This window comes from Cyanobium sp. ATX-6F1 (genome assembly GCF_047395825.1).
GTDB lineage: Bacteria > Cyanobacteriota > Cyanobacteriia > PCC-6307 > Cyanobiaceae > ATX-6F1.
The window spans coordinates 454,185-477,098 of the sequence record NZ_JBCEBF010000003.1 but is presented as its reverse complement, the minus strand read 5'-3'; the positions used below and the strand labels follow the sequence as shown (position 1 = coordinate 477,098).

Below are 22,914 nucleotides of genomic sequence, written 5' to 3'. Positions count from 1 at the left end.
CATCCAGTGGTAGTCGTCCTGGGGTTCCAGTTGCTTGGGATCCGCCACCAGATCCAGCAGGGTCATCTCACCGTCGCTGCCGGTCTGCTGATCAAGTGAAATCGTGTGGCTGCGGCGGCTGGCGTGGAGCGCGAACTGGAGCCGGGCCTCGGTTTCCCCCAGCTGCGTCGCCAGCTCCCTGAAGCTGAGCTTGCGGTCGGAGGCCGCCATCAACGACTCGGCCCGACTGGCCAGATCGATCACGTTCACGGGCAAGCGGATCGCGCCACCCTGCTCCTGCAGGTAGCGGCTCACGGCCTGGCGGATCCACCAGTAGGCGTAGGTGGAGAACTTGTAGCCGCGGCAGGGATCGAACTTCTCGACCGCCCGCAGCAGGCCGATGTTGCCGGCCTGGACCAGGTCCATTGGCTCCTGGTTCAGGTGGGCCATGCGGCGCTGGTGGCGCTTGACGACGGCGACCACGAGCCGCAGGTTGGCCGTCACCATCCGGGCCATGGCCCGGCGACCCCGTCGTTCCAGATCGCGGCACTCACCGGTGGCTTGCTGCCAGCGTTGGACAATGGTTCCCAGATGCAGTTCTTCCGCCGGGGTCAGGAGGGGGATACGGCCGATGGAATGGAGATAATCGCCAAAAGTATCTGATGACATACGCACCTGCTTCGACGCTTCGATTATCAGATGGATCGGGGGAATTTGTATGACATTGGCTCAGATGGGGCAGATCTGCCGCAGCGCAAACACATAAAACTTTGCAAAAATTCTTTTCGGCCCTGCAGGGTTGTCTGGGCCTGTGGATCGATCAGGACCTTGTTGTCGTTGATCGAAGGACGCCCGCCGTCGCGTTGAACGTATCAAGTCTGTAATGGACTGCCTTTTTCGGGACATCCCGTTATCCGATTCCCGGCGAATCTTTCGCGCGTAAGCTCCGCCCTGGGGCCCTTTCGTGTGCTGTTCAACACAGACTGAGGGTAGGGGCTCAAGATGATGTTCTTGAGCTGGCCATGGCTGATTCCAAGTAAGATGGAATAGCCGATCTTGTGGATGGGTCTTCGCACCTTGACATCCGCAGAACTCCTCATCTTTTGCCCAGCGAACCCCCAGGCGGCCTGCTGAATGTCTTGCAAAACGTTCTCAACTTGCATCCCTGCGCCTGGGCGCCTGATCGAACGGCCCCAGTGCTGCGCTGATTAGAACGGTGCACAGCTTGCCGAGTTCGCCATGGCTGTTCCTGAAATTTCTGTTCCTGAAACGCCTGTTCCTGAAACGCCTCTTCCTGGGGCCCCTGCGCTGGGTGCCCCCGTGGCCCTGGCCCGGACGCCCCTGAGTTGGGAGGAGCTGGAGGCCCTGGCGCCCAGCGAGCCCGAGCGCGTCAACGGTCCTACTTCTTCCCAGGCGCGCCTGCGGCTGTTCGGTGCCTCCGAGGCCGATGTGCGTGTCACCCTCTACCGCGACAACCACGCCTGGTGCCCCTACTGCCAGAAGGTCTGGCTGTGGCTGGAGGAGAAGCGCATCCCCTACCGGGTCCAGAAGGTCTCGATGCGCTGCTACGGCGAGAAGGAGAGCTGGTACAGCCAGCGGGTGCCCTCGGGGATGCTTCCCGCCCTGGAGCTCGATGGTCGCCTGATCACCGAAAGCGATGCGATTCTGCTGGCCTTGGAGGCCGCCTTCGGACCCCTCGGGGTGTCACTGGAGGATGCCGCGGTGAAGGACGTGCGGCGGCTGGAGCGGCGCTTCTTTCGCGCCTGGTGCCATTGGCTTTGCTCTCCCCACGCCACCGCGGCCGACGGGCAGCTGGCCCAGCAGCAGTTCGAGCGCATGGCGAGTGCGGTGAGCGAGGCGTTGGAGGCCACGGAAGGTCCCTTCTTCCTGCCGGTGTTTTCAGCGGCCGACGGGATCTTCGTTCCGTTCATGGAACGCGCCAGCGCCAGCCTCTACGCCTACAAGGGCTACGACCTGCGGCAGGCCAACCCCGCCATCGACGCCTGGTTCAGGGCCCTGGAGCGGCGCTCCACCTACCTCGGCACCCAGAGCGATTTCCACACCCATGTCCACGATCTGCCTCCCCAGATGGGTGCGTGCCATCCCAGCGGAGAGGCCGGCCAACGGCTCTGCTGGCAGCGGCTGGCCGATGGCTTGGCGCCCAGTGAGACCAGCCTGGAGGAGCCCCCGGAGGCGGCCCGGGAAGCCCTGGTCCGGGTGCTGAAGCACCGCCTCGCGATCGTGCAGGTGAACCCCTTCCGGGACGACGGTTTTGAGCCGGCCCTGCGCTGCGCTCTGAGCAACCTGCTGGCGCCGCAGGCCCTCTGCGTGCCCCCGCCGGCTCCGCCGCCGGCCTGCGCCACCTGCGCGAGCGCATCAGTGTGCCCCGGGACATGGGGCTGCATGCGGCCCGGCGACTGCGCCAGGTGCTGGAGAGTACCGCTGCCCTGGACGGTGATCAGGAAGCTGGCCCGATTCCCACCCGGCACCGCCATGATCAGGATCCCAGGCCCTTTCGGAACGCACCCGTCTGAGGGTTCATCGTGATGCCCATGGACCTGAGCCTCGACCAACTCCAGGAGCTGCTGAGTCGCTGGGGCTATTTAGTCGTGTTCACCGCCATGTTGCTGGAGAACGCCGGGGTGCCCCTGCCCGGGGAGACGATCACCCTGCTCGGGGGCTACGCGGCGGGCAGCGGTCAGCTGAATGTGTTTGGGGTGATGGGATCGGCCACCGCCGGGGCCGTGCTCGGCGACAACATCGGCTACTGGGTGGGCCGCCGGGCCGGCTGGGGCTTGATCCTCAAGGTGGGCAGCTTCCTGCGCCAGAGCCCGGAGCAGATGGAGCGGCGCCGCGTGCAGTTCCTGCGTCACGCGGGTAAATCGGTGTTTCTGGGCCGTTTCGTGGCCGTGTTGCGGGTGGTGGCGGGCCCCATGGCCGGTGCCGTGGGCATGCCGTACCAGCGATTCTTCGTCTGCAACTTCTTCGGCGCCCTGATCTGGGCCTCGACGATGGTGAGCCTGGCCTGGCTGGGGGGCCGTTGGATCCCGATCGAGCGAATGGTCACCGGGGTGGTGCAGTTCGGCCTCGGGGCCCTGCTGATCGTCGTGGTGGTGGCCCTGGTGCCCAAGCTGATCTCGCGTGTTCAGTCGCGGCTGCTCGATGGTGAGAGCGAAGGCTGAACGGGCCCCTCAGACGGACGCCTGCAGGGAGCTTCTCTTGCTGTGCAGGTACTCCACCAGCTCCTCCTGCAGCACCAGCAGCTCATGGGTGCAGCCGCGGAAGGCCGCCCGGTGACGGATCTCATCGTGGCGGGTCTGGAGATCCCTCAGCATCAGATCGATGGCATCGAGCTCAGGGAGATCACCCGGGCGGAATCTGTGCTGCTCACGGGTGACCGGATCACGGATCGAGCAGTTTAGCCGGGGCGTTCGCAAGCCCTTCCTAGGCTTGAAAAGCTTGAGCCAGGTGGAGACGGTGATGGACAGGCACCCTGGGCGGGAGACAAGCGAGGGCCCCGCGATCAACCTGTCCGCTGCCGCCGTCAGCCCTTCAGCGGCTCTGCGGGCGCTGCTGTCAGGGGCCCTGGCGCTGGCGCTTCCCCACGGAACATTGGCCGCAGCACTGTTTCTGCCGTCCCCGCCGGCTCGCGCGCTTGAGCTGCGCGGCCAGACCTACTTCCTTTCGCCCCCTGGAAGGTCCGCCTGCGTAACTACTACTGGTATGCAGATCAGAGCGGTGGTGAGTACTACATCACCATCGATCTGCCCGAGAAGGCCGATGCCTCCCTGGGGGCGCTGCAGATCCTGCAGACCCGGGGCGTCGATCGCAGTTTCAGCTTCGATGAGCGGGCCAGCCGCGCCTTCCTCGGCTTGCCTCGCCGGGAGGGCGCCAAGGTGCCCGTGGTGGTGCGTTTCGATGACAACCAGCGCCTGTTCCGCATCGACTTTCCCGAGCCCGTGCCCCCCGGCTCCACCCTCACCGTGGCGTTGCGGCCCTACCGCAACCCCTCCCAGCCCGACTCCTACATGTTCCAGGTGACGGCCTTCCCGGCCGGACCCGACCCCGTGGCCAGCCCCGTGGGCTTCGTGACCTTGTCGATCCTTCAATCCGTGAGTTTCTGATCGCCGGCAGCGGCCGAGCCCGCCACCGCCAGCGCTAGAGAAGCTCCTGAAGCGCTCCTGCCGGATGGCGCTCGGGGGGCTGGTCCTTCATCAGATCGAAATCGCTGAACTCGAAGCCCGGCGCCACGCAGCAGTTGATCAGGCTCCAGGCGCCGTCACTCCGGGCCGCCTGCCACCAGCCGGGGGAATGCGCTGCACCGGCCTCTGCTGGGGGCGAGATGGATCCAGGGGCCCCAGCCACAGGGCCTCGACCTCGCCCCCTCCGGCGCCAGACGCCACAGCCGTAGCGGGCTGCCGCCGGCGTGGTGCCAGCTTTCCTCCGCCTGCTGAACCCGGTGCCAGCGGCTGCAGAGCGTCTGCCGGCAGCAGATAGTCGATCAGGGTCAGCGCCGAGCGCATGGCCCCATCGGCGCGCCTCACCCGCAGCTCGGAGCGGTGGATCTCTCTGTAAAAGCCCCCTCCGGGTGGGGCGCCAGGCCCAGACGGGCGATCAGTTCGTTCATCACCTGGGGGATCGCCGGCGATCCAGCAGGGCTGCGGCGGCGAACACCAGGGCCATCACCAGATAACCCAGGGCCCAGGGGCCCCCGGTGCCCCAACCCAGATCCAGCACCGTGTCGGCGGGGGTGAACCGCCAGGCGTGGATCAACCCCAGCCAGGAAGCGGCCGCGGCCAGGGCGGCGCAGAGGGCGGCGGCGCTGAAGCGGCGCTCGATCACGTAGACGAGCATCGCCGCCAGCAGCATCGCCGCCACGATCTGGCCTTGCTCGAGGGCGAAGGCCCCGGCCGCCCAGACATCCGCCTGCCGCAGGGGCAGCAGCAGCTCCGGCCCGAAGGGATGGCCTGGGCTGCCCGCCCCGCCGGCGCGCAGGCCCGCTTTCAGGAGCAGGGCTCCCCAGCCCGCCAGCCCCGGCAGCAGCCCCAGCACCACGGCCGGGGCGTGGGCGGCGGGGGTGGCCTGGAAGCTCTGGGCCGTGATCACCAGAGCGATGTAGAGCACGATCGCCATGCCCGCTTCGATCGGCACCAGCTGGCCCACCAGGCCGAACACCCCCAGCAGACAACCCAGACCGATCAGCAGGCCGTTGAGCCAGGAGTAGCCGATCCGCGCCCCCATCGCCTTCCAGCCCGGATGACCGATGTAGATCGTGGTGGGGAAGCAGGAGCCCAAAGCGGCGGCCACCACGGTGCCGACACCGTTGATCAGCAGAGAACTCCTGAGCGGGTAGCGATCGCCGGCCGCCTCGGCGCTCTCCAGGTTCTGCAGCGAGCCCAGCACGTTGAACAGGCCCATGGGCACAATCACCCCGAGCCAGGGAACGAGCTGGTCGCGGCCGGCCCAGAGGGCCCCCAGCTGCAGGGGCGGCAGGTGCAGGCCCACCTGGGCGGCATTGGCCTGCCAGCTGGCGGGATCGATGCGCAGCAGGCCCGTGGGAATGGCCAGGGCGATGCCCAGCAGCACCGCCACCAGCCCCCCGGCAGGGGCAGCTTCACCTGGCCGTAGTAGGTGACCAGGATCACCGCCAGCACCGCCAGACCCACCACCGGGTTGGCGTAGGTGCGCAGCAGGAAGCCCAGGGCGATGTAGCCCAGGGCGATCCCGGCCAGGGTGGAGAGCAGCGCCGCCCGGGGCAGCCAGCGGCGCAGGGCGCCCAGGCAGAAGGCGCCGCCGGCCTCGATCAGCCCCGAGCCCAGGCAGGCCACCAGCCCGGCCCGCCAGGAGAGCTGCACCGCCTGCTCCGCCGGGAGCCCCTGGCCCAGGGCCGCCAGCTTCACTGGCAGCATCACCAGGAACACGTAGGCGAACAGGCTGACGGTGTTGATGCCGTAGGGCAGGGCGGTGCGGTCGTCGCGCTGTTCTCTCTGGCCCAGCCGGTAGGCCTGCCAGGCGTAGGCGCCGTTGCCCACCAGCAGGCTGAGGCCCGTCGCGGGCAGGATCGTGCCGAAGATCAGGCCGTCGGGGTAGCCGAGCACGCCCCGGCAGAGGGCCACGATCAGCAGGATCTGGATCAGGTTGTCGAGCCCCAGGCCCAGCAGCCCGTCCAGGTCGCCCGGCACCAGCCAGCGGGGGCGGCACTCAGCCATCGAACCCCTCCAGGTCAAGGCCCACACTCGGATCGTTGGCAGAGGCAGGCCAGAGCAGCAGCAGCGCTTCCGCCCCGTGGCGGCCGGTCCAGATCCAGCGGCTGGCCCAGCCCGCGCCGCGGGCGCAGGCCACGAAGGCGTCCCGCTCGGCCGGCTCGTCGTGGGCGCTGAGGTGATCGAGCACCCGCTGGCGGTCCGCCACTTCCAAGACCCCCAGCTTTCCCGCACCCGTTGGCCGTAGCGCTCGATGTAGGCCGCGCGGGATTCGCCGTCGCGGCGGAACACATCCGCGATCAGCAGGGCCCCATCGGGGGCCAGGCGCCCGGCCAGGGCGGCCAGTGCCCGTTGCTTGCCTTCGTCTGGCAGGTGATGGAGGGCGTAGCTGCAGGTGATCAGCTCGAAACGGGAGGCGGGTTCCGGCTGCTCCGCCCAGGCCAGCAGATCCCGGTGGCTCCAGCGGCAGGGGAAGGGTACCGGACCGGCTGCGGAGGCCTCCAGGTTCGCCGCCGCCAGGGGCAGCACGGCGGCGGCGGCATCCACCGCCTCGAAGCGGCCCAGGGGCAGGGCGCGCAGCAGCGGCGCCAGCAGGGCCAGATCGCCGCAGCCCAGGTCAGCCCAGGCCCAGCCCGGTCGCACCAGGGCCTCCACCATGGCCTTGAGGACATCGCTGAGCGCCCGATGCTCCATCAGATCGTGGTCGACCACGGCCCGGTAGGTCCGCCAGTTGCGCTCGAACAACTCCAGGCTGCCGTCATGGCTGTTGTGCTGGACCATCGCGATCACGAACCTGCGCTGATTGTGCTCAACCCGCAAGGGCGGCACCGGCGCGGTCCAGCGCGCCAGGATGGGGCCTCCCAGGTTTGTGGTCATGGAAGCGCGTTGGCAGGGGGCGGTGATCGCCGCCAGTGAGGACATCGTGACCGTCGAGGGCAATGCCTACTTCCCCACAGACGCCCTGCACACCGACTATTTGCGTGCCTCGGCCCACCGCACCACCTGCCCCTGGAAAGGCGTCGCCCACTACTACGACGTCGTCGTGAACGGTGAGGTCAACGCCAATGCGGCCTGGTTCTACCCCGAACCCCACCAGGCCGCCGCCTCGATCAAGGGGCGCGTGGCCTTCTGGAAGGGGGTTCAGGTCAACTGAGCTGGATCTGGACAGATCTCAACCGCGCTGATGGCGCGCCAAGGTGGCCTCCGTGAACGGATGGCCGAGCGCCTTGGCGATCGCCACGATCGCCCCGGGGCTCTTGGCGTCGTGCACCTGTTGCTGAAGGGCGGGATCCAGGTCCACTTTGGTGAAGAAGGCTCCGAGCTGGGCTTTGGACATGGGTCAACGGTGCTGGGGCCACTCCAGTGCTAATCGATCGGCGCCGCTGCGGCCGCCGGGGTGAGGATCTCCGCCACCGCATCGGCGTTGAGGGTGCGGATCACGCCGGTGTCCACGCAGGCCACCTGGAAGAAGGCGTTGGCGTCGCAGCGGGCTCCGCCCTCCCGGTGGATCACCCGGCCGATCCACCAGGGGCCGCTGGGGGGGCCACCACCACCGTGTCGCCGAGACGCACCTCGAGGAAGCGCAGCGGTTGGGCCTGGCGCAGGGGCGCCGCCGCCTCCCCGGCGCTGCCCAGTGGGCCCAGGGCGATCTGGTCGCTGGGGTGGGTTCGGCTCGGACTGGGGGCCATGGGCAGGCCGGCGGCGGCAACGGTGGAACCCATCGAGGCTAGTGCCTTTGTACTGATGCGCTGGAGTTGGAGCCGTTGCGATTCCGCAGACACTTGGATCTGTCGGTGTTCTGCCCTGGATCCGGTGCATCATGGCGAGGACCGGGGCCTTGGCCCGCGGCAAGTTGTCGCCGGTCCTGGGCCGGTCTTGATGAGGTCTGACCCTGCACGTGACGCATCCCGACACCGTGGGCTTCTGGTTGCAGCAGGCCGTGCGCATTCCCCTGCTCACCCCCGCCGAGGAGCTTCACCTCGGGGCGATGGTGCGGGAGTGGCAGGACTGGGAAGGGGGCCCCGCCGAGGCGGCGCCCCAGGTGGCCCGCCGGGGCAAGCGGGCCAAGGAGCGCATGGTGGCGGCGAACCTGCGCCTGGTGGTGAGCGTGAGCAAGCGCTACCTGCGCCGTGCCAACGCCCGCGGCCTGCCCCACGAAGACCTGCTGCAGGAGGGCACCCTCGGCCTGAACCGGGGCTGCGAGAAGTTCGACCCCTCCCGGGGCTACAAGCTGAGCACCTATCTGGTGCCCTGGATTCAGCAGGCCATGGGCCGCCTGCTCGACCATGAAGGCGGTGCCGTGCGGCTGCCGGGGCAGGTGGGTTCGGCCCTGGCCCAGGTCAGTGCGGGCTGGGTGCGCTTCGATGAACTGGCGCCGAGCATGCAGGCGCGGGTGACGGCGGCTGCGGCCGTGCGCTTCCAGGCCCGCCTCGACGGTCGCATCGGCGATGGGGAGACCACCCTGGGGGAACTGGTGGCCGCCCCCAGCAACGATCCTCTCGATCGTCTCGACCATGAGTTGATCCTGCAGCAGATGGCAGCCCACGCCCCCCAAGAGCTGGCCCTGCTCAGGGAGCTGCAGGAGCGCACCCCCGCCCAGGTGGCCTCCGACCTGGGCATCAGCCGGCAGGCGGTGAACGTACGTGTGCACAAGGCCCGCAAGCGGCTCTCCGAGCTGGGGCGCTGAGGGCAGGTTCCAACAGAAACGCCCCCGGCCTTCGGGCCAGGGGCGTTTCCGGAGCACCATGGGGGTGAGGGTGCTCGGGTCCGACGGGGTGGAGCGGACGTCGGTGATTCTTTTCTAAGGGTGGCTCCGGAGGCTCTGACGCCAGAGCCAAGAATCGCAACATGCCCAGCGGCACGGCAGCGCCAGCAGCGGCTCCGGCCCTGGCTCCTGGAGCGAGAATGTAAACGCTGGCACCGGGCGGGCCCGATCCATCACGGATTGCCCGGGGATTCATCTAGATGTGATCCAGTTGACAGCATGGAAGAGCTCGATGGTGAAGGCCCTCCAGTGGTGTGTTGCCCTCAAGCCCACCCGGCCGGGGCTGGGGCGGCGCAAGCGCTGGCTCACCGACCAGGGGGTGTTCACCGCCGATCCCGCCAAGACCCTGCGGGTGGTGAATGCCGAGGTGGCGGCCAGGCGTCTGCAGGCCTTCGTCGAGCTACGCGGTTGGCCCCTGCGGGCGGTGGAACGGCTCACTCTGGTGCCTGACCCGAACCTGGCTTGAGGCCCTGTTGAGGATCGAGGCTCCTGGCGACTCCGAGCAGCGGACGTGTGGCGCTTCTGGTTGATGCCGCTGATGCACAGCGAGCCATTGATGGTGCAGGAGCAGGCCTGTGCGCTGTTCGCCGTGTACGTGGATGAAGACAGCACCGCCTTCGCTGGGGCGGGTCTCCACGCCGGAGGAAGCGGCCTTCCTGCTGGAGCCTGGTTCCCGCTTCTGAAGCGATAGCGAATTGGTGATGTTCGATACAGCGCCAGCCCCCTTGCCGCGTCAGGACAGGCACAAGGATTCATATCTCTCCATGACCGCCACCCGCACCGTTTCTTCCGAGGGGCATGACCTGGCCCGGGCGATGCGTCGTCATCTCTTCTACAGCCAAGCCAAGTCACCGTCGCTGGCCACCCACCACGACCACTACCGCGCCCTGTCCCTGGCGGTGCGCGACCAGCTGCTGCAGAGCTGGGTGGACACCGCCGAGGCCTACACGCGCCAGGGCGTGCGCACGGTGGCCTACCTCTCGGCCGAATACCTGCTCGGCCCTCACCTGGAGAACAACCTGGTGAACCTGGGCCTGCGCGAGGCCGCCCAGGAAGCCTGCTTGGAGCTGGGCCTCGACTACGCCTCCCTGCTGGCGGAGGAGCCCGAGCCAGGTCTGGGGAACGGTGGTCTGGGGCGGCTGGCGGCCTGTTATCAAGAATCGATGGCCAGCCTGGAGCTGCCGGCCATCGGCTACGGCATCCGCTACGAATTCGGCATCTTCCGCCAGCAGATCATCAACGGGGCCCAGCACGAGAGCACCGATCCCTGGCTGCATGGTGGCAACCCCTGGGAGGTGATCCGTCCGGAGTGGAGCTTCCCGGTGACCATCGGCGGTCAGGTGGTTCAGGGGGTGGCCTACGACACCCCGATCCTGGGTTACGGCGTCCACACCGCCAACACCCTGCGGCTGTGGTCGGCCCAGGCCCCCGAATCCTTCGATTTCGCTTCCTTCAACGCCGGCGACTACACCCGCGCCGTGCTCCAGAAGATCGAATCGGAAACCCTTTCCAAGGTTCTCTATCCCAACGATGAGCTGGAGCAGGGCAAGCGGCTGCGGCTCAGTCAGCAGATCTTTTTTGTCTCCTGCTCCCTGCAGGACATGTTCCGCATCCTCAAGGGCCAGGGTCTGGCGGTCACCGATTTCCACCGCAAGTTCGCCGTTCAGCTCAACGACACCCATCCGGCGATCGCCGTGGCTGAGCTGATGCGGCTGCTGATCGACGAACACGGCATCGACTGGGACACCGCCTGGTCGATCACCACCGCCAGCATCAATTACACGAACCACACCCTGTTGCCCGAGGCGCTCGAGACCTGGGGGTCGAGCTGTTCGCCTGGCTGTTGCCGCGCCAGCTGGAGATCATCTATGAAATCAATGCCCGCTTCCTGCGCCTGGTGCGCCTCCGCTATCCCGGCGATTCCGAGCGGCTCTCCCGCCTTTCCCTGATCTCCGATGGCCCCGATCGGCGGGTGCGCATGGCCAACCTGGCCGTGGTGGGCAGCCAGAAAGTCAACGGGGTGGCGGAGCTTCACAGCGCGCTGGTGCGCAGCGAGCTGTTCCCCGAGTTCGCCGATCTGTGGCCCGAGCGCTTCATCAACGTCACCAACGGGGTCACACCCCGGCGCTGGATGGCCGTGGCCAACCCCGCCCTGGCGACCCTGCTGGATGAGTCGATCGGCAGCGCCTGGCGCCGCGACCTGGAGGAACTCCATAAGCTCGAGCCGTTCGTGGGCGACAGCGGCTTCCTCGATCGCTGGCGGGGCGTGCGTGAGCAGGCCAAGCAGCGGCTTGCCGCCACCATCCATCAGGAGCTTGGTGTGCTGGTCGACCCGGCCTCCCTGTTCGACGTGCAGGTCAAACGAATCCACGAATACAAGCGCCAGCACCTGGCGGCCCTGCAGATCGTGGAGCGTTACCTGCGGCTGCGCAACGGCGAAGCGCTGCCCCCACGCACCTTCATCTTCGGTGGCAAGGCGGCACCTGGTTACGCGATGGCCAAACTGATTATTCGTCTGATCGGTGGCATCGCCCAGATCGTCAACGTCGATCCGGCCATGGACGGGCGCCTGCGGGTGGTCTTCCTGCCCAACTTCAGCGTCAGCCTCGGCCAGAAGGTCTACCCCGCTGTGGATCTCTCCGAGCAGATCTCCACCGCCGGCAAGGAGGCCTCCGGCACCGGCAACATGAAGATGTCCCTCAATGGCGCGCTCACGATCGGCACGCTCGATGGCGCCAATGTGGAGATCCGCGAGCGGGTGGGGCCAGAGCACTTCTTCCTGTTCGGCCACACCGCCGAGCAGGTCACTGAGCTCGACCGCATCGGTTACCACCCGATGCCCTGGCTGGAGAACGACCCGCTGCTGAAAGAGGCGATCGATCTGATTGGCTCCGGCCACTTCAGCGAGGGCGACCGGGAGTTGTTCCATCCACTGCTGGCGAACCTGTGCAGCAGCGATCCCTTCAAGGTGATGGCCGACACGGCCGATTACCGCCGTGCTCAGAATGCGGTGGACCAGGCCTGGGGCGATCCCCTGGGCTGGAGTCGCAGTTCGTTGCTCAACTGCGCCCGTTGCGGGTTCTTCAGCAGCGACCGCTCGATCGCCGAGTACGCCAGCCGGATCTGGAACGTGGAGCCGGTGCCGATCAATGCCTGCGCCGTGGTCCCCGGGGCCTGAGCGTCGTCAGGCTGAGGGCAGCAGGGCCGCTTGCTGGGCATCCAGCCGGCCGGCCTTCTGGAGAACCTCGGTGATCTGGCCGATGGTCAGCACCGCATGGCTGCGGTAGCCGGCTTCGGCCAGACGGCGGCGGGCACCACTGCCGTGGTCGATGAACACCACCACATCGCTCACCTTCAGACCTGAGCTCTCCAGCTTGACGATGCCTTCGAGCACGCTGCCGCCACTGATCAAGATGTCGTCGACCACCACCGCGGTCTCCCCCTCGCTGAAATCCCCCTCGATCAGCCGCCGGGCTCCATGGGCCTTCACCTCCTTGCGCGGGTAGATCAGGGGCCGGTGCAGCAGCAGGGAGAGGCCCGTGGCCGTGGGCAGGGCGCCATAGGGAATGCCGGCAATGCGATCGAAGCGGAGCCCCTCCAGGCGCTCGGCGTAGGCATGCAGCACCCGGTGGAAGAGGTTGGGGTCGGAGATGATCCGCCGCAGGTCGATGTAGTAGGGGAACACCGCTCCTGAGGCCTGGACGTAGCGGCCGAACAGCAGGCAGCCCAGATCGAACAGATCCAGGATCAGCCCGTGGAGGGAATCGTCTTCAGCGGCATTGGGCGAAGCTCCATCTGTGACTCCTTTTTGGCCCTTGGTTGGCGCTTCCGGGGTGGATGGCGGTGGCAGCCAGAGGGCGCAGCTGTCGCCGTTCTCCACCCTCGAGTCCGCCACCTGTTGCCGCATGGCTTCGATCTGGAGCTTGAGACCCTTGGTCAGCGCCGCGATGTCGTCTTCCACCAGCAGGTTCTGGGGCACCGGCAACAGCAGTCCGTCGGCTGAGGCGCTCAGACCAGCCTCGAGCATGGCTTCGAGCCGCTCCTCCTTGCCCCAGAGGCTGCGCAGGATCAAGAAGCGCTCAGGCGCCTCCCTGCGCACCCGCTCGAGGACCTCCGGATCGCTGGTGCCCACCTCCAGCAGCAGTTGCTCGGGCGTGGCCCAGCGCTGACATTCGCGCACGATCGCCAGGTAGAGCGGGTTGCTTTCATCCGGGTGGTGCTGCACCACCCGGGCGCCGGGATTGGAGCTGTGACAGGTGAGCACCACCGCCTTGTCCCCGTAGAGCAGAAAGGGGGCGGCGATGTCCTGGCCGGCCAGGGGGAGAGAGTGACCGCGTCCACTCCCAGGTCGCGGAAGAGGTACTGGGCCAGGGCGGAGGAGGAATTCAGATCGCCGTGCTTGGCATCGAGGATCAGGGGCAGGTCGCCGGGCACCAGGGAGCGCACCTCATGGAGCAGCTCCAGACCGATCGGCCCCAGCGACTGGTAGAAGCCGAGGCTGGGCTTGTAGGCGCAGACGTGGTCGGAGGTGGCCTCGATCACCGCCTTGATCCAGCGGCGCGCCTGGGACAGAAAGGACCCGCCCCCGGGATGGGAGCGGGCCCAGCTCTGAAGCATCTCGGGGTTGGGATCCAGCCCCGTGATCAGCAGCGACTGTCGGCTGGCGATGGCGTCGGTGAGGGTGACGAAACAGCTCATCGACGCTCAGGTCCTGCGAGGGTGTTGGCAGAGCCTGGCGCACTCAGCGGATGAACAGCATCTCCTGGTAGCTGGGCAGGGGCCAAACGGCATCGTCCACCAGGGCTTCGAGGCCATCGACGGCCTCGCGGATCTTGTGCATCAGTGGCAGCAGGGTGTCGGCGCAATGGCGCATGTGGGCGGTTTCGCCATGGGGGGCTGGGAATCGCGGCTTCCAGGGCCGTGCAGTTGGCGAGCAGATCCTGGTTGAGGCTGGCAATGCGGCCGGCCATGGCGCGATCGGGGGAAGGCCCAGATTCTCCTGGTAGCGCAGCGAATTGGCCAACTGGCCCAGGTACTCCATCACCGCTGGGTACACCTGTGTGCGGGCGATCTGAAGGGCGAGTTTCGCCTCCACCTCCACGGCGAGCACGTACTGCTCGGCGTAGACCTCGAAGCGGCTGTGCAGCTCCACAGGAGTGAGGACTCCGGTGCGGGCGAACAAATCCTTGATGTTGTCGCGCTCCAACACCAATACGGCATCGGCCGTGGTGGGCAGATTCTCCAGACCGCGCTCGTTGACGGCCATCTGGTGCCACTCGCTGGAGTAACCGTCGCCGCCGAACACGACATTGCCGTGCTCCTCCATGATCACCTTGAGCACAGCCGTGGCCGCATCCTGCAGGGAGGCGCCGGCGTTCATTTTGGCCTCCAGTTCATTGGAAACGTATTCCAGTGAATCGGCCATCATCGTGTTCATTGCCACCAGCGGACCGGCCACCGATTGGTTGGAGCCAACGGCGCGGAATTCAAAGCGGTTGCCGGTGAAGGCAAACGGGGAGGTGCGGTTGCGATCGCCCGGATCCTTGGGGAATTCGGGCAGGGTGTCGACGCCGAGCTGCATCATGCCGCCGTGGTCGGTGCTGCCGAGGTTGCCGTTCTTGATCATCGTGTACACCTCCTCGAGCTGGCTGCCGAGGTACACCGAGATGATCGCCGGAGGGGCTTCGTTGGCACCGAGGCGGTGATCGTTGCCGGCGGTGGCCACCACCGCACGCAACAGCGGGCCATAGAGATGAACCCCGCGGATCACCGCCCCGCAGAACAGCAGGAACTGCATGTTCTCCTCAGGGCTGCTGCCGGGATCGAGCAGATTTCCCTGGGTGGCGTTCCCCACGGACCAGTTGACGTGCTTACCGGAGCCATTGATTCCTTCAAAGGGCTTCTCATGCAGCAGGCAGTTCATCCCGTGCTTGCGCGCCGTGTTCTTCAGCAGCGTCATCGTCAACTGCTGGTGGTCGGTGGCCACGTTGGCCGCCTCAAAGAAGGGGCAAGCTCAAACTGACCGGGGGCCACCTCGTTGTGACGGGTCTTGGCGGGAATGCCCAGCTTGTACATCTGCTGTTCCACGTCCTGCATGAACACCTGCACCCGCTGGGGGATGGCGCCGAAGTAGTGGTCGTCGAACTGCTGGCCTTTCGCCGACGGGGTGCCGAACAGGGTGCGGCCGGTCAGCAGCAGGTCGGGGCGCAGGCTCACGAACGCACTGTCGACCAGGAAGTACTCCTGCTCGGCGCCGCAGCTGGAGTTCACCGGCGCCACTTCGGTGTTGCCGAGCAGCTTCAGCAGGCGCTGGGCCTGCTTGTTCATCGCCGCGTTGGAGCGCAGCAGCGGCGTCTTCTTGTCGAGTGCCTCGCCGGTCCACGAGACGAACACCGTGGGGATGCAGAGGGTGACGCCGTTGGGCGTCTCCATCAAGAAGGCGGGGCTGGTGATGTCCCAGGCGGTGTAGCCGCGGGCTTCGAAGGTGGAGCGGATGCCGCCGTTGGGGAAGGAGGAGCCGTCCGGTTCGCCCTGCACCAGCACCTTGCCGGTGAACTCACAGATGACGGAGCCATCGCTCTGGGTGGAGATGAAGCCGTCGTGCTTCTCGGCCGTGGAGTTGGTGAGCGGATAAAAAACGTGGGCGTAGTAGAGCGCGCCGCGGCCCACGGCCCAGTCCTTCATCGCCTGGGCCACCACGTTGGCCACGGAGACATCAAGCTTGCCGCCCGACTTGATGGTGTTCTGCACCGACTTGAAGATGTCCTTGGGCAAGGACGACTTCATCTGCGACAGGCTGAACACATCGCTGGCCCAAAGCTCCTGGAGGGGCGCTGTGGGAGCGGTGATCGCTGCCGGGCGCTCCTGGGTTCGTTGGATGGCGGCGAGGCGTTGGGGGCTGGGCATTGGTTGCGAATTTGTCTGCACCCAGCCAATGAGCAGGTGTGGGCTCTCGGAGACGCCGTTGATACAAAAGTTGGCTTCAGCGCTGGCCCAACAGCTCGATCCAGCTCAGGGGGAGCTCCGGGTTCGCGCTAGCCGACCTCCGGGTCCGCTCAGTCGGTGCCAGGGGCAGCAGGTCGCTCGTCCAGGTGGCCGGGGGGCGTGGGTTGGGGGCGCCGACAGCCCGAAGGAGCCGTGGCGGGGATGCATGGGACATGGTGAAACAAGCCTCCGAGGGAGGGTCAAAAGGGATGGGATGGAACGCAGGACCCCGTTCCTGGGGGCTCCACTGCTTGGTCAGGGTTCGAATGCTCGGGTGGAGCCTTATGACCGATCTCAAGGACGGCATCCCCTGAAGCCTGGGGATGGATCGCGTACGCGCTGGAACTGAACGCCCTAGGGAAGGGAAGGTTCAGAGGAAAGATCCACCGTTGGTTTTCGGGTGGAACAGCCGGTGAGTTTGTGGAGCTTCCACCGGTTGATTCATCTTACACAGTCGACCAGGAATCGAGTGAGGCCTGACTGAGGGCCATCGCTTTTCCCCGCCAACCTTCGTATCTTCGGTCCACACCTGGTGATCCACAGCCCGGAGGGAGTGACTCTGACCACCAACCCCATCTGCCTCCGTCCCGAGTCCTTTCTTCTGTTGCCCAGGGACGGGCTGCTTCTGGTGGACAGCCAGGGAGTCGTGCTGCACGTCAATTCGATTGCCCGGCAGCGCCTTGGGGTCAGCGCCGATGAGGCCACGGGCCAGCCGTTGGTCTCGTTCTGGCCTGAGCTGGCCGAGCTGATCGGGCGACGGAGCGACTGGGAGAACCGAGGACCCGTCGACGCCATGCTGAGCTGGGCCGGTGCCCCGATCACCGTGCGCACATTTCGCACCGACAACGGCGTTGGTGTGGGCGTGCTGGCTGGACTCCATGAACCCGAGACGCCCGGGCCGCGCCAGTCGCTGGTGGAGAGCGTGCTGGAGGCGGTCACCGATTCAGTGGTGGTGACCACGGCGGAATACCTGGATTTCCCAGGGCCGGTGATTCTCTATGTGAATTCCGCTTTCCTGGCCCAGACAGGGTACGAACTCAACGAGGTGCTCGGCCGAAGTCCCCGCCTGTTGCTGGGCGCTGAAAGTGATCCGGCCAATCGCAGCCGCCTGCGCGGCGCCTTGCAGAGGGGCGAGCGGGTGAGCATGGAGCTCCCGAACATCACCAAGGACGGCAGCACCTACTGGGTGGAAATCGACCTGGTGCCCTTGATCGATGAGACCGGCGCCGTGACCCAGTGGGTTTCGGTGCAGCGCAACATCTCAGAACGGCGCTCCAACCAGGAGGCCCTGGCCGAGCAGGCTCTGCGTGATCCGGTGACCGGTCTGCCCAACCGTTTAGCCCTCCACTCCCGGCTCAAAGAGGCCCTGCAGCGCCTGAACCGGCGCGAGGGCCAGATGGCCGTGCTGTTCTGCGATTTGAACCGCTTCAAGGAGATCAACGACATGCACGGCCACCATGTGGGTGACCAGTTGCTGGTGGAAATCGCCTCCCGACTTCGGGAGGCCCTGCGCCCCGAGGACACCCTGGCCCGGCTCGGTGGCGATGAGTTCGTCGCCGTTGCCGAGAACCTGGTGGAGGTGGCCGACGCCGTGCAATTGGCCCTGCGGCTCAAGGAACGGCTAGGGGCCCCCTGGTTGATTGAAGGCCAGTCCTACCGGCCGTCGATGAGCATCGGCATCGCCATGACGACGGAGACCTCCGAGTCGGTGGATGAAATGCTGCGGCGTGCCGATCTGGCCATGTATCAGGCCAAGGAGGCAAAGGGAGCCGGAGTGGCGATCTACGACCGCTCCGTCGACGAGCAGCTGAAGTTGTCGATCTCGGTGCGTCGTCAATTGCACGAGGCGATCGAAGGTGACGGGCTGGTGCTGGAATACCAGCCGATCGTCGACCTCGCCGATGGCTCGATCCACGGCGCCGAGGCCCTGGTGCGCCTGCAGGGAGGCGATGGTCGCCTGATCCCCCCAACGACTTCATCCCCCAGGCGGAGGTCACCGGTCTGGTGGTGCCCCTGGGGGAATGGGTGATCCGTCACGCCTTCGCCGAGCTGAGGGCCTGGCGAGACAGTGGGCACCACTATTCGATGTCCATCAACGTCAGTCCCTCCCAGCTGCGGGTGCCGGGCCTGGGGAGCTATCTACTCAAACAGGCGGAGCTGAGCGGTGTGGATCCCAGTTGGGTGGCGCTCGAGGTCACCGAAACCGTGCTGATCAACCATCCCAAGGTGACCTTCGACGAGCTGGGCTTGCTGCGGGAGGCCGGGGTCAAGGTTCACCTCGACGACTTCGGCACCGGTTACTCCAGCCTTTCCTGGTTGACACAATTTCCTGTGGATGCGATCAAGATCGACCAGACCTTCACCGCCGAACTGGGTCTCGATCCACGCAAGACCGCGATCATCCGCGCTTTCATCCAGGTGGCCCAGGAACTTGAGTTCACCGTGGTGGCCGAAGGGATCGAAACAGAGCTGCAGAAGAGCTTGCTGAAGAAGCTCGGCTGCGACCGAGGGCAGGGCTTTCTGTTCGCCAGGCCCTCCCGCCTGGGGCCCGCAAGCTGGGGCTGATCCCTACCTGGCTTTGCTCAGGCCGCGGACGGCAGGCGGGGCAGGGGACCGTCCCGGTCCGAGCGGAAGGTGATCTGCAGACCCGGTGCTTTCTGGCTCACCAGGGCGATCAGGCGTTCGAAGGCCCGCTGGGTGACGGGGGCGCCTTTGCCCATGGGCTCCCGACTCATGATCACCACATCCAGTTCAGGGCCGCTGGCCTGGGGCTGGACATCGGCGAAGAGTTGCAAGGTCATCCCCTCGGGGGCGGATCGGAACAGGGCGCTGAGGTGGGCTGGAGCCTGTTGATCGATGCTGGCCTCGATCTCCTCGAGCACCGGCATCAGCTGGGGGATCAGCTCCCGGGCCAACGCCGGTTCGGGGGATTTGAGAACCAGAATCAGCCGCGCCATGGGGCTCCTCAGTGAAAATCCATCTTGCCCTGCGGCGGACGCGGCACGATCTTCCAGGTGCTCGCCAGGAGCGTAAGCAGGGCATCCACCGTGCCCATGCGCCGTGGCTTCTGGTACCAGGCGGTGCCGTCGTAAAGCAGGGCAATCAGGGCGCTCAGCTCTGGCTCGCTAAGGGGGGCGAACGCCAGTCGCAGACGATGGGCGCCATCTCCATGCTCATCAGGAAGGGTCCGTACCGGCAGTTCGATGTGCTCTTCCACCAATGTCAGCTGGCCGCTGAGGCCCTGCTGGACGCGGAACGCCTCCTGGTTCAGCACCAAGGAGGCCCCTGATTCGGAGACGTCAGTGGTGGTGCCCCAGAGCTCATGGCCACCGATCCGCAGGCTGGCGATGCGTTGGAGCGGAAAACGATCGCTCTGGCGTTCCACGGGCCGATCGACGCAGGCCAGTAAACAGGTGAGCACCACCCAGGCGTTGTAGAGGTTCCAGGCGAGCATCAGCCCTTCCCCCTCGAAAGACTGCCGGCTCCAGCTGGGGCCCACCAAGGGCAGCCCGTAGAACAGCACCAGGCTCACCACCAGCACCGTGAGGTGAGCGATGAATGGCCAGGCCAGGCCCAGATCCAGCTGGCCGCCGCCGCTGCTCACATCCTTGTTGGTGACCAAGCTGCCCAGGATCCGGAAGGGGCTGACCAGGATTTGGAGGATGCGCCCCACGGCCGGAAAGCAGAACAGCGACTCGTAGACCTCGTTCCAGAACTGGAAGTGATGGTGATTGGTCAGCCAGGTGGTGAGCGTGTACATCAGGATCACGAAAGGCAGCCCATAGGCCAGGTATTCGATCGGCGGGGCGGCGATCAGCGTGAACCCCAACACCAGGCTGACGAGGGGAAATAGCAGATAAACCAGTCGAAAGAATGGTGTGAAAAGACTGATCAGCAGATTGAAATAGAAACTCTTCTGGCCGAGGTTCAGCTTGCTCCAGATCGGCAATTCCTTGCCCGAGTAGTAGATCTGGAAGTTACCCTGCATCCAGCGCAGGCGCTGGTCGAGATAGTCCCGGAAGCTGCGGGGAACTTCCCCGAGGCTGAGGATTTCATCGAGATACACCATCCGCCAGCCCCGGGTGAGCAGCTTGGTGCCGGTCTGGTGATCTTCAATGATGCAACTTGTCACGTATCCTCCCAGCGATTCGATCGCGGTGCGGCGCGCTACGTAGGAGGTGCCGCAACAGATCACGGCGTTGAAGTTGTCTCGAATGACCTGCAGGTAATGAAAGAAATAATCCATGTCATCGGGCATCACCGATTCCAGCCCGAGGTTGCGGTTGTGGAAATCGGAGTTGAAGTAGTGCTGGGGTGTCTGCACCAAGGCGACGCCGGAATCCTGGAAGAAACCGACGGTGCGCTCAAAGAAGTTCCGAAAGGGAACAAAGTCGCAGTCGAAGACGGCGATCAGCTCGGCGGAGGTGTGGGCCAGGGCGTAATTCAGGTTGCCGGCCTTGCGGTGGCTGTTGTCTGGGCGACTGAGGTAATCCACCCCAAGGCGCTCGGCAAGGGCGGCAAGGGCGGGGCGGTGACCATCATCGAGGATCGTGATCGTCTTGTTGGCGTAGCGAATGTTCTTGCTGGCGAGCACGCACCGCTGGACCAGTCGCTCTGATTCGTTGTAGGTGGGAATCCAGATGTCCACCTTGGGCTGATGCTCCTTGGTCCAGCCAGCCAGCCGGTTCGCCTCCCGCCGCCGTTGCAGCGGTTCGTAGACGATCGAGGGAATGAACTGCACAGCGCTGGTGATCAGGTAGACGGCTTCGCAGAGAAACAGCGTCAGGCTGAAGGCCAGGCTGATGGGATGGGCCGTGTTGATCGTGGTGCTGCGCCAGATGAAGTAGCGCAGGCCCATCAGCGACAGCACGGTGAGCACCAGCGCATGGCTCCAGCGCCGCCGCGGCAGCAGGTTCACCCCCAGGGCCATCCCCAGGGCGAGAACCACGGGCAGCACGGCGTCGAGCCAGAGGTCCTTGACCTGCCACTGCTCGGGCAGGGTGCGGTTGCTGAGCGGGTTGAGCTGCAGGGATCCCAGCCAGCCAGGCTGCAGGTTCACGAGCAGCAGGGCGCCGATCAGCAGCAGGATCGAGGCCAGCAGCAGCCACCAGACCCAAAGGGAGATGGTGGGAGTACGCAAGCTGAGCGGGCCGGGCCGCTGGGGGCTCATCGCTCGAAGCTCACCCGCGCCGTGAAACCCACGTAGCAGAACTTCAGGGGGGAGCGGGGATGTCGTTGAGGATCCGCACGCGGACCTGGCTTTCGCGGGCCAGGTTGATCGGGATCGGGTTGGTGTCATCTTTCAGGGACACCCGGCCCAGGCCGGAGCGGATCGTGGCCACCTCACCGCGCAGGTCGAGGGAGTCCCCCACCAGGTCAATGCGGGCCGGGCCGCCGATGCGCACGCGGTTGAGATCACTTTCCTTGACGAAGGTGGTGATAAAGCGGTCCTTGCAATCGATCAGCTGCAGCACGGGCGCCTCGGCCCGCAGCGTGTCCCCCTGGTTGGCCAGCAGCCTCCAGACCACGGCCTGGCGTGGGCTCACCAGGGTGCTTTCCGATTGCAGCCCGCGGGCGACCCCGGCGGTCTCCAGCTGCTTGGTCAACCCCTCCACCCGCTTGGCCTGGGTGCGGCGCCGGCCTTCGAGTCGCTGCAGCTTGAGCTTGGCTTCCTGCAGCCGCACGGCGGGATCGAAGTTGCTGCGGGTGGTGGTCAAGGTGAGGTTCTTGCGGGCGGCCGCCACCACGCTTTTCTGACCGGCCAGGCGTTCCTCGAGAGCCGCCAGTTGCTCCCGCTCACGGGCGAGGTCGGTGCTGGCCCGGTCCACCACCGTTTCCGCCACTGCTCCGGCGCGAAACAGGGTCTGCTGACGCTTGAGATCCCGATCGATGAAGGCCACCTCCTCCCTGGAACGGCGCACCTCCGCTTCCAGGCGTTGCAGCTCCCGGCTGCTGCGCTCGATCTCCAGTGCCTGTTGCTGGTCAGCGTCGTTCCGGATGGTCTCCACCAGCAGACGTTGCTTGGCCACCTCCTCGTCGAGCTCCTCCAGGTCACTTCCAGCCGTGAGCAGGGAAGTCTTGAGGTTGCGCAGCTCCAGGCCGCTGGCGCGGGGTCCTCCACCCGGCCCAGGGACTGGCCAGCACTGACGGCACTGCCGGCCTTGGCCCTGAGCTCCACCAGGATGCCGCTGATGGGCGTCTTGATGTCGATCGGAGTGGCCTCCACCACCGCATCCCGAGAACGGGCCGTGAGGAAGTTGGCGAGAACCGCCACAGCCGTCACAGCCAGGCCGCCAGCCAGGATGAGGATGAATACGTTGGCGGCTCGACTGCGCCGGATCGGTTCTTCCGCCTGTCTGGAGCCGCTCCTGTCGTCGTCGCTGACTCCGTTGATGTCTGCTTTGGCGTCCTGGGGCCGCTCAGGGATCTGGGGGGTCATCCTGAACACTGCCTTGAATCAAGATTAGCGAGCGTCGCCACTGGGCCAACCCACCGCCGCGCCCCCGGGCGCTGAGGATCGTGCCGTTGGCCTCCAGGCCGATCAGGGCAAAGAAGGGAAGCTTGCCCACCGCGGCTGTGTCGAACGGTTCGCTGGCGGCAAGGGTCCGCTCCAGGGCGCGCCAGGAGCCCACCAGCAGCTCCAGATGCTCGAAGCGGAACACGAGCAGGGGGCGCCGGCCCTGCAATCGGGCGGGTCCTTCGAACCGAAGTTGCAGGGCCCCCAGCCGCACCGAATTGAACACCCGCAGTGCGGCACCCTCAGGTGCCCCCAGCGGGTCCGCCGCGCGGATCTCCAGCTGGGCCCCCAGGCCCCTCAGCAGGGCGCCATTGAGTGGCGATGGCTCAGCGCTGCGCCTGGGCCACACCTGCTCCAGGCGCCAGACGCCCAGGAGATCGGCCGCGGTGAGGCCACTGCCCAGCCGCCGGCTGCGGCGCTCCTGATCGGACAACGAAACTCCCATGGCCCCATTCTGGGCGCGGCAC

The 22,914-nt window shown here is 66.3% G+C and carries 16 protein-coding genes and 7 pseudogenes; 9 read left to right on the top strand and 14 right to left on the bottom strand.

Going from position 1 to position 22,914, the window contains the following annotated elements; all coding sequences use genetic code 11:
• Positions 1-6 precede the first annotated feature (6 nt).
• A pseudogene (locus AAF143_RS14200) lies at positions 7-648 on the bottom strand (sigma-70 family RNA polymerase sigma factor); the annotation flags it as partial.
• Between the two features lie 651 nt (positions 649-1,299).
• Between AAF143_RS14200 and AAF143_RS14195 the strand changes: the two are divergent.
• Both AAF143_RS14195 and AAF143_RS14190 read left to right on the top strand, forming a co-directional pair.
• A complete protein-coding gene (locus tag AAF143_RS14195; RefSeq protein WP_414027233.1) occupies positions 1,300-2,526 on the top strand; it encodes a glutathione S-transferase family protein in 1,227 nt (408 codons plus the stop codon).
• 5 nt (positions 2,527-2,531) lie between these two features.
• Positions 2,532-3,161, top strand: a complete 630-nt coding sequence (locus AAF143_RS14190; protein WP_414027232.1) for a DedA family protein — start codon at positions 2,532-2,534, stop codon at positions 3,159-3,161.
• Between the two features lie 9 nt (positions 3,162-3,170).
• Here AAF143_RS14190 and AAF143_RS14185 read toward each other — a convergent pair whose 3' ends face one another.
• Positions 3,171-3,416 (bottom strand): hypothetical protein, encoded by a 246-nt coding sequence (locus tag AAF143_RS14185; RefSeq protein ID WP_414027231.1) that lies wholly within the window; start codon positions 3,414-3,416, stop codon positions 3,171-3,173.
• A gap of 267 nt (positions 3,417-3,683) precedes the next feature.
• On the opposite strand from AAF143_RS14185, the gene AAF143_RS14180 reads away from it, so the two are divergent.
• Positions 3,684-4,103: a DUF2808 domain-containing protein gene (locus AAF143_RS14180; RefSeq protein WP_414027505.1), complete on the top strand. Its 420-nt coding sequence runs from the start codon at positions 3,684-3,686 to the stop codon at positions 4,101-4,103.
• Positions 4,104-4,258: 155 nt separating this feature from the next.
• Here AAF143_RS14180 and AAF143_RS14175 read toward each other — a convergent pair whose 3' ends face one another.
• The 3 genes and pseudogenes from AAF143_RS14175 to AAF143_RS14165 form a co-directional block, all read right to left on the bottom strand.
• Entirely contained in the window at positions 4,259-4,474 is a 216-nt protein-coding gene (locus tag AAF143_RS14175; protein ID WP_414027504.1) for a cupin domain-containing protein, read from the bottom strand.
• A 131-nt stretch (positions 4,475-4,605) separates the two neighbouring features.
• Positions 4,606-6,188 (bottom strand): annotated as a pseudogene (locus tag AAF143_RS14170) (NCS2 family permease).
• 258 nt (positions 6,189-6,446) lie between these two features.
• Positions 6,447-6,839: pseudogene (locus tag AAF143_RS14165) on the bottom strand (methyltransferase domain-containing protein); the annotation flags it as partial.
• A 217-nt stretch (positions 6,840-7,056) separates the two neighbouring features.
• Here AAF143_RS14165 and AAF143_RS14160 point away from each other — a divergent pair.
• Positions 7,057-7,335 (top strand): DUF427 domain-containing protein, encoded by a 279-nt coding sequence (locus AAF143_RS14160; protein WP_255006477.1) that lies wholly within the window; start codon positions 7,057-7,059, stop codon positions 7,333-7,335.
• 18 nt (positions 7,336-7,353) lie between these two features.
• On the opposite strand, the gene AAF143_RS14155 is transcribed toward AAF143_RS14160, so the two are convergent.
• The 3 genes from AAF143_RS14155 to AAF143_RS14145 are packed head-to-tail and all read right to left on the bottom strand — an operon-like array spanning position 7,354 to position 7,903.
• Complete coding sequence (locus AAF143_RS14155; protein ID WP_255006474.1) at positions 7,354-7,518, bottom strand: Nif11-like leader peptide family natural product precursor; 165 nt, start codon at positions 7,516-7,518, stop codon at positions 7,354-7,356.
• A gap of 29 nt (positions 7,519-7,547) precedes the next feature.
• Entirely contained in the window at positions 7,548-7,694 is a 147-nt protein-coding gene (locus AAF143_RS14150) for a DUF3104 domain-containing protein (RefSeq protein WP_414027230.1), read from the bottom strand.
• Positions 7,691-7,903 carry a hypothetical protein gene (locus AAF143_RS14145; protein WP_414027229.1) on the bottom strand — a complete coding sequence of 71 codons (213 nt, stop codon included), beginning with the start codon at positions 7,901-7,903 and terminating at the stop codon, positions 7,691-7,693. Before AAF143_RS14145 ends, AAF143_RS14150 begins: the two co-directional genes overlap by 4 nt.
• Before the next feature lie 176 nt (positions 7,904-8,079).
• Between AAF143_RS14145 and AAF143_RS14140 the strand changes: the two genes are divergently transcribed.
• The 4 genes and pseudogenes from AAF143_RS14140 (at position 8,080) to AAF143_RS14125 (ending at position 12,124) form a co-directional block, all read left to right on the top strand.
• Positions 8,080-8,868, top strand: coding sequence for a sigma-70 family RNA polymerase sigma factor (locus AAF143_RS14140; RefSeq protein ID WP_255006471.1), 789 nt, complete (start codon positions 8,080-8,082; stop codon positions 8,866-8,868).
• A gap of 310 nt (positions 8,869-9,178) precedes the next feature.
• Positions 9,179-9,412 (top strand): hypothetical protein, encoded by a 234-nt coding sequence (locus AAF143_RS14135; protein ID WP_255006468.1) that lies wholly within the window; start codon positions 9,179-9,181, stop codon positions 9,410-9,412.
• Between the two features lie 45 nt (positions 9,413-9,457).
• Positions 9,458-9,637 carry a DUF924 domain-containing protein gene (locus AAF143_RS14130; protein ID WP_255006466.1) on the top strand — a complete coding sequence of 60 codons (180 nt, stop codon included), beginning with the start codon at positions 9,458-9,460 and terminating at the stop codon, positions 9,635-9,637.
• Between the two features lie 73 nt (positions 9,638-9,710).
• Positions 9,711-12,124: pseudogene (locus AAF143_RS14125) on the top strand (glycogen/starch/alpha-glucan phosphorylase).
• A 6-nt stretch (positions 12,125-12,130) separates the two neighbouring features.
• On the opposite strand, the pseudogene AAF143_RS14120 reads toward AAF143_RS14125, so the two are convergent.
• Positions 12,131-13,644, bottom strand: a pseudogene (locus AAF143_RS14120) (bifunctional orotidine-5'-phosphate decarboxylase/orotate phosphoribosyltransferase).
• Positions 13,645-13,687: 43 nt separating this feature from the next.
• Positions 13,688-15,852: pseudogene (locus AAF143_RS14115) on the bottom strand (glutamine synthetase III).
• An 871-nt stretch (positions 15,853-16,723) separates the two neighbouring features.
• Between AAF143_RS14115 and AAF143_RS14110 the strand changes: the two are divergent.
• A pseudogene (locus AAF143_RS14110) lies at positions 16,724-18,495 on the top strand (putative bifunctional diguanylate cyclase/phosphodiesterase).
• A 17-nt stretch (positions 18,496-18,512) separates the two neighbouring features.
• Here AAF143_RS14110 and AAF143_RS14105 read toward each other — a convergent pair.
• The 4 genes from AAF143_RS14105 to AAF143_RS14090 form a co-directional block, all read right to left on the bottom strand.
• Complete coding sequence (locus AAF143_RS14105) at positions 18,513-18,887, bottom strand: hypothetical protein (protein ID WP_255006456.1); 375 nt, start codon at positions 18,885-18,887, stop codon at positions 18,513-18,515.
• A gap of 8 nt (positions 18,888-18,895) precedes the next feature.
• Entirely contained in the window at positions 18,896-21,070 is a 2,175-nt protein-coding gene (locus AAF143_RS14100) for a glycosyltransferase (RefSeq protein WP_414027228.1), read from the bottom strand.
• A gap of 73 nt (positions 21,071-21,143) precedes the next feature.
• The gene (locus AAF143_RS14095; RefSeq protein ID WP_414027227.1) at positions 21,144-21,959 is read right to left on the bottom strand and encodes an HlyD family secretion protein; all 816 of its coding nucleotides are present in this window, start codon (positions 21,957-21,959) and stop codon (positions 21,144-21,146) included.
• A 390-nt stretch (positions 21,960-22,349) separates the two neighbouring features.
• Positions 22,350-22,892, bottom strand: a complete 543-nt coding sequence (locus AAF143_RS14090) for a hypothetical protein (RefSeq protein WP_255006451.1) — start codon at positions 22,890-22,892, stop codon at positions 22,350-22,352.
• Positions 22,893-22,914 lie beyond the last annotated feature (22 nt).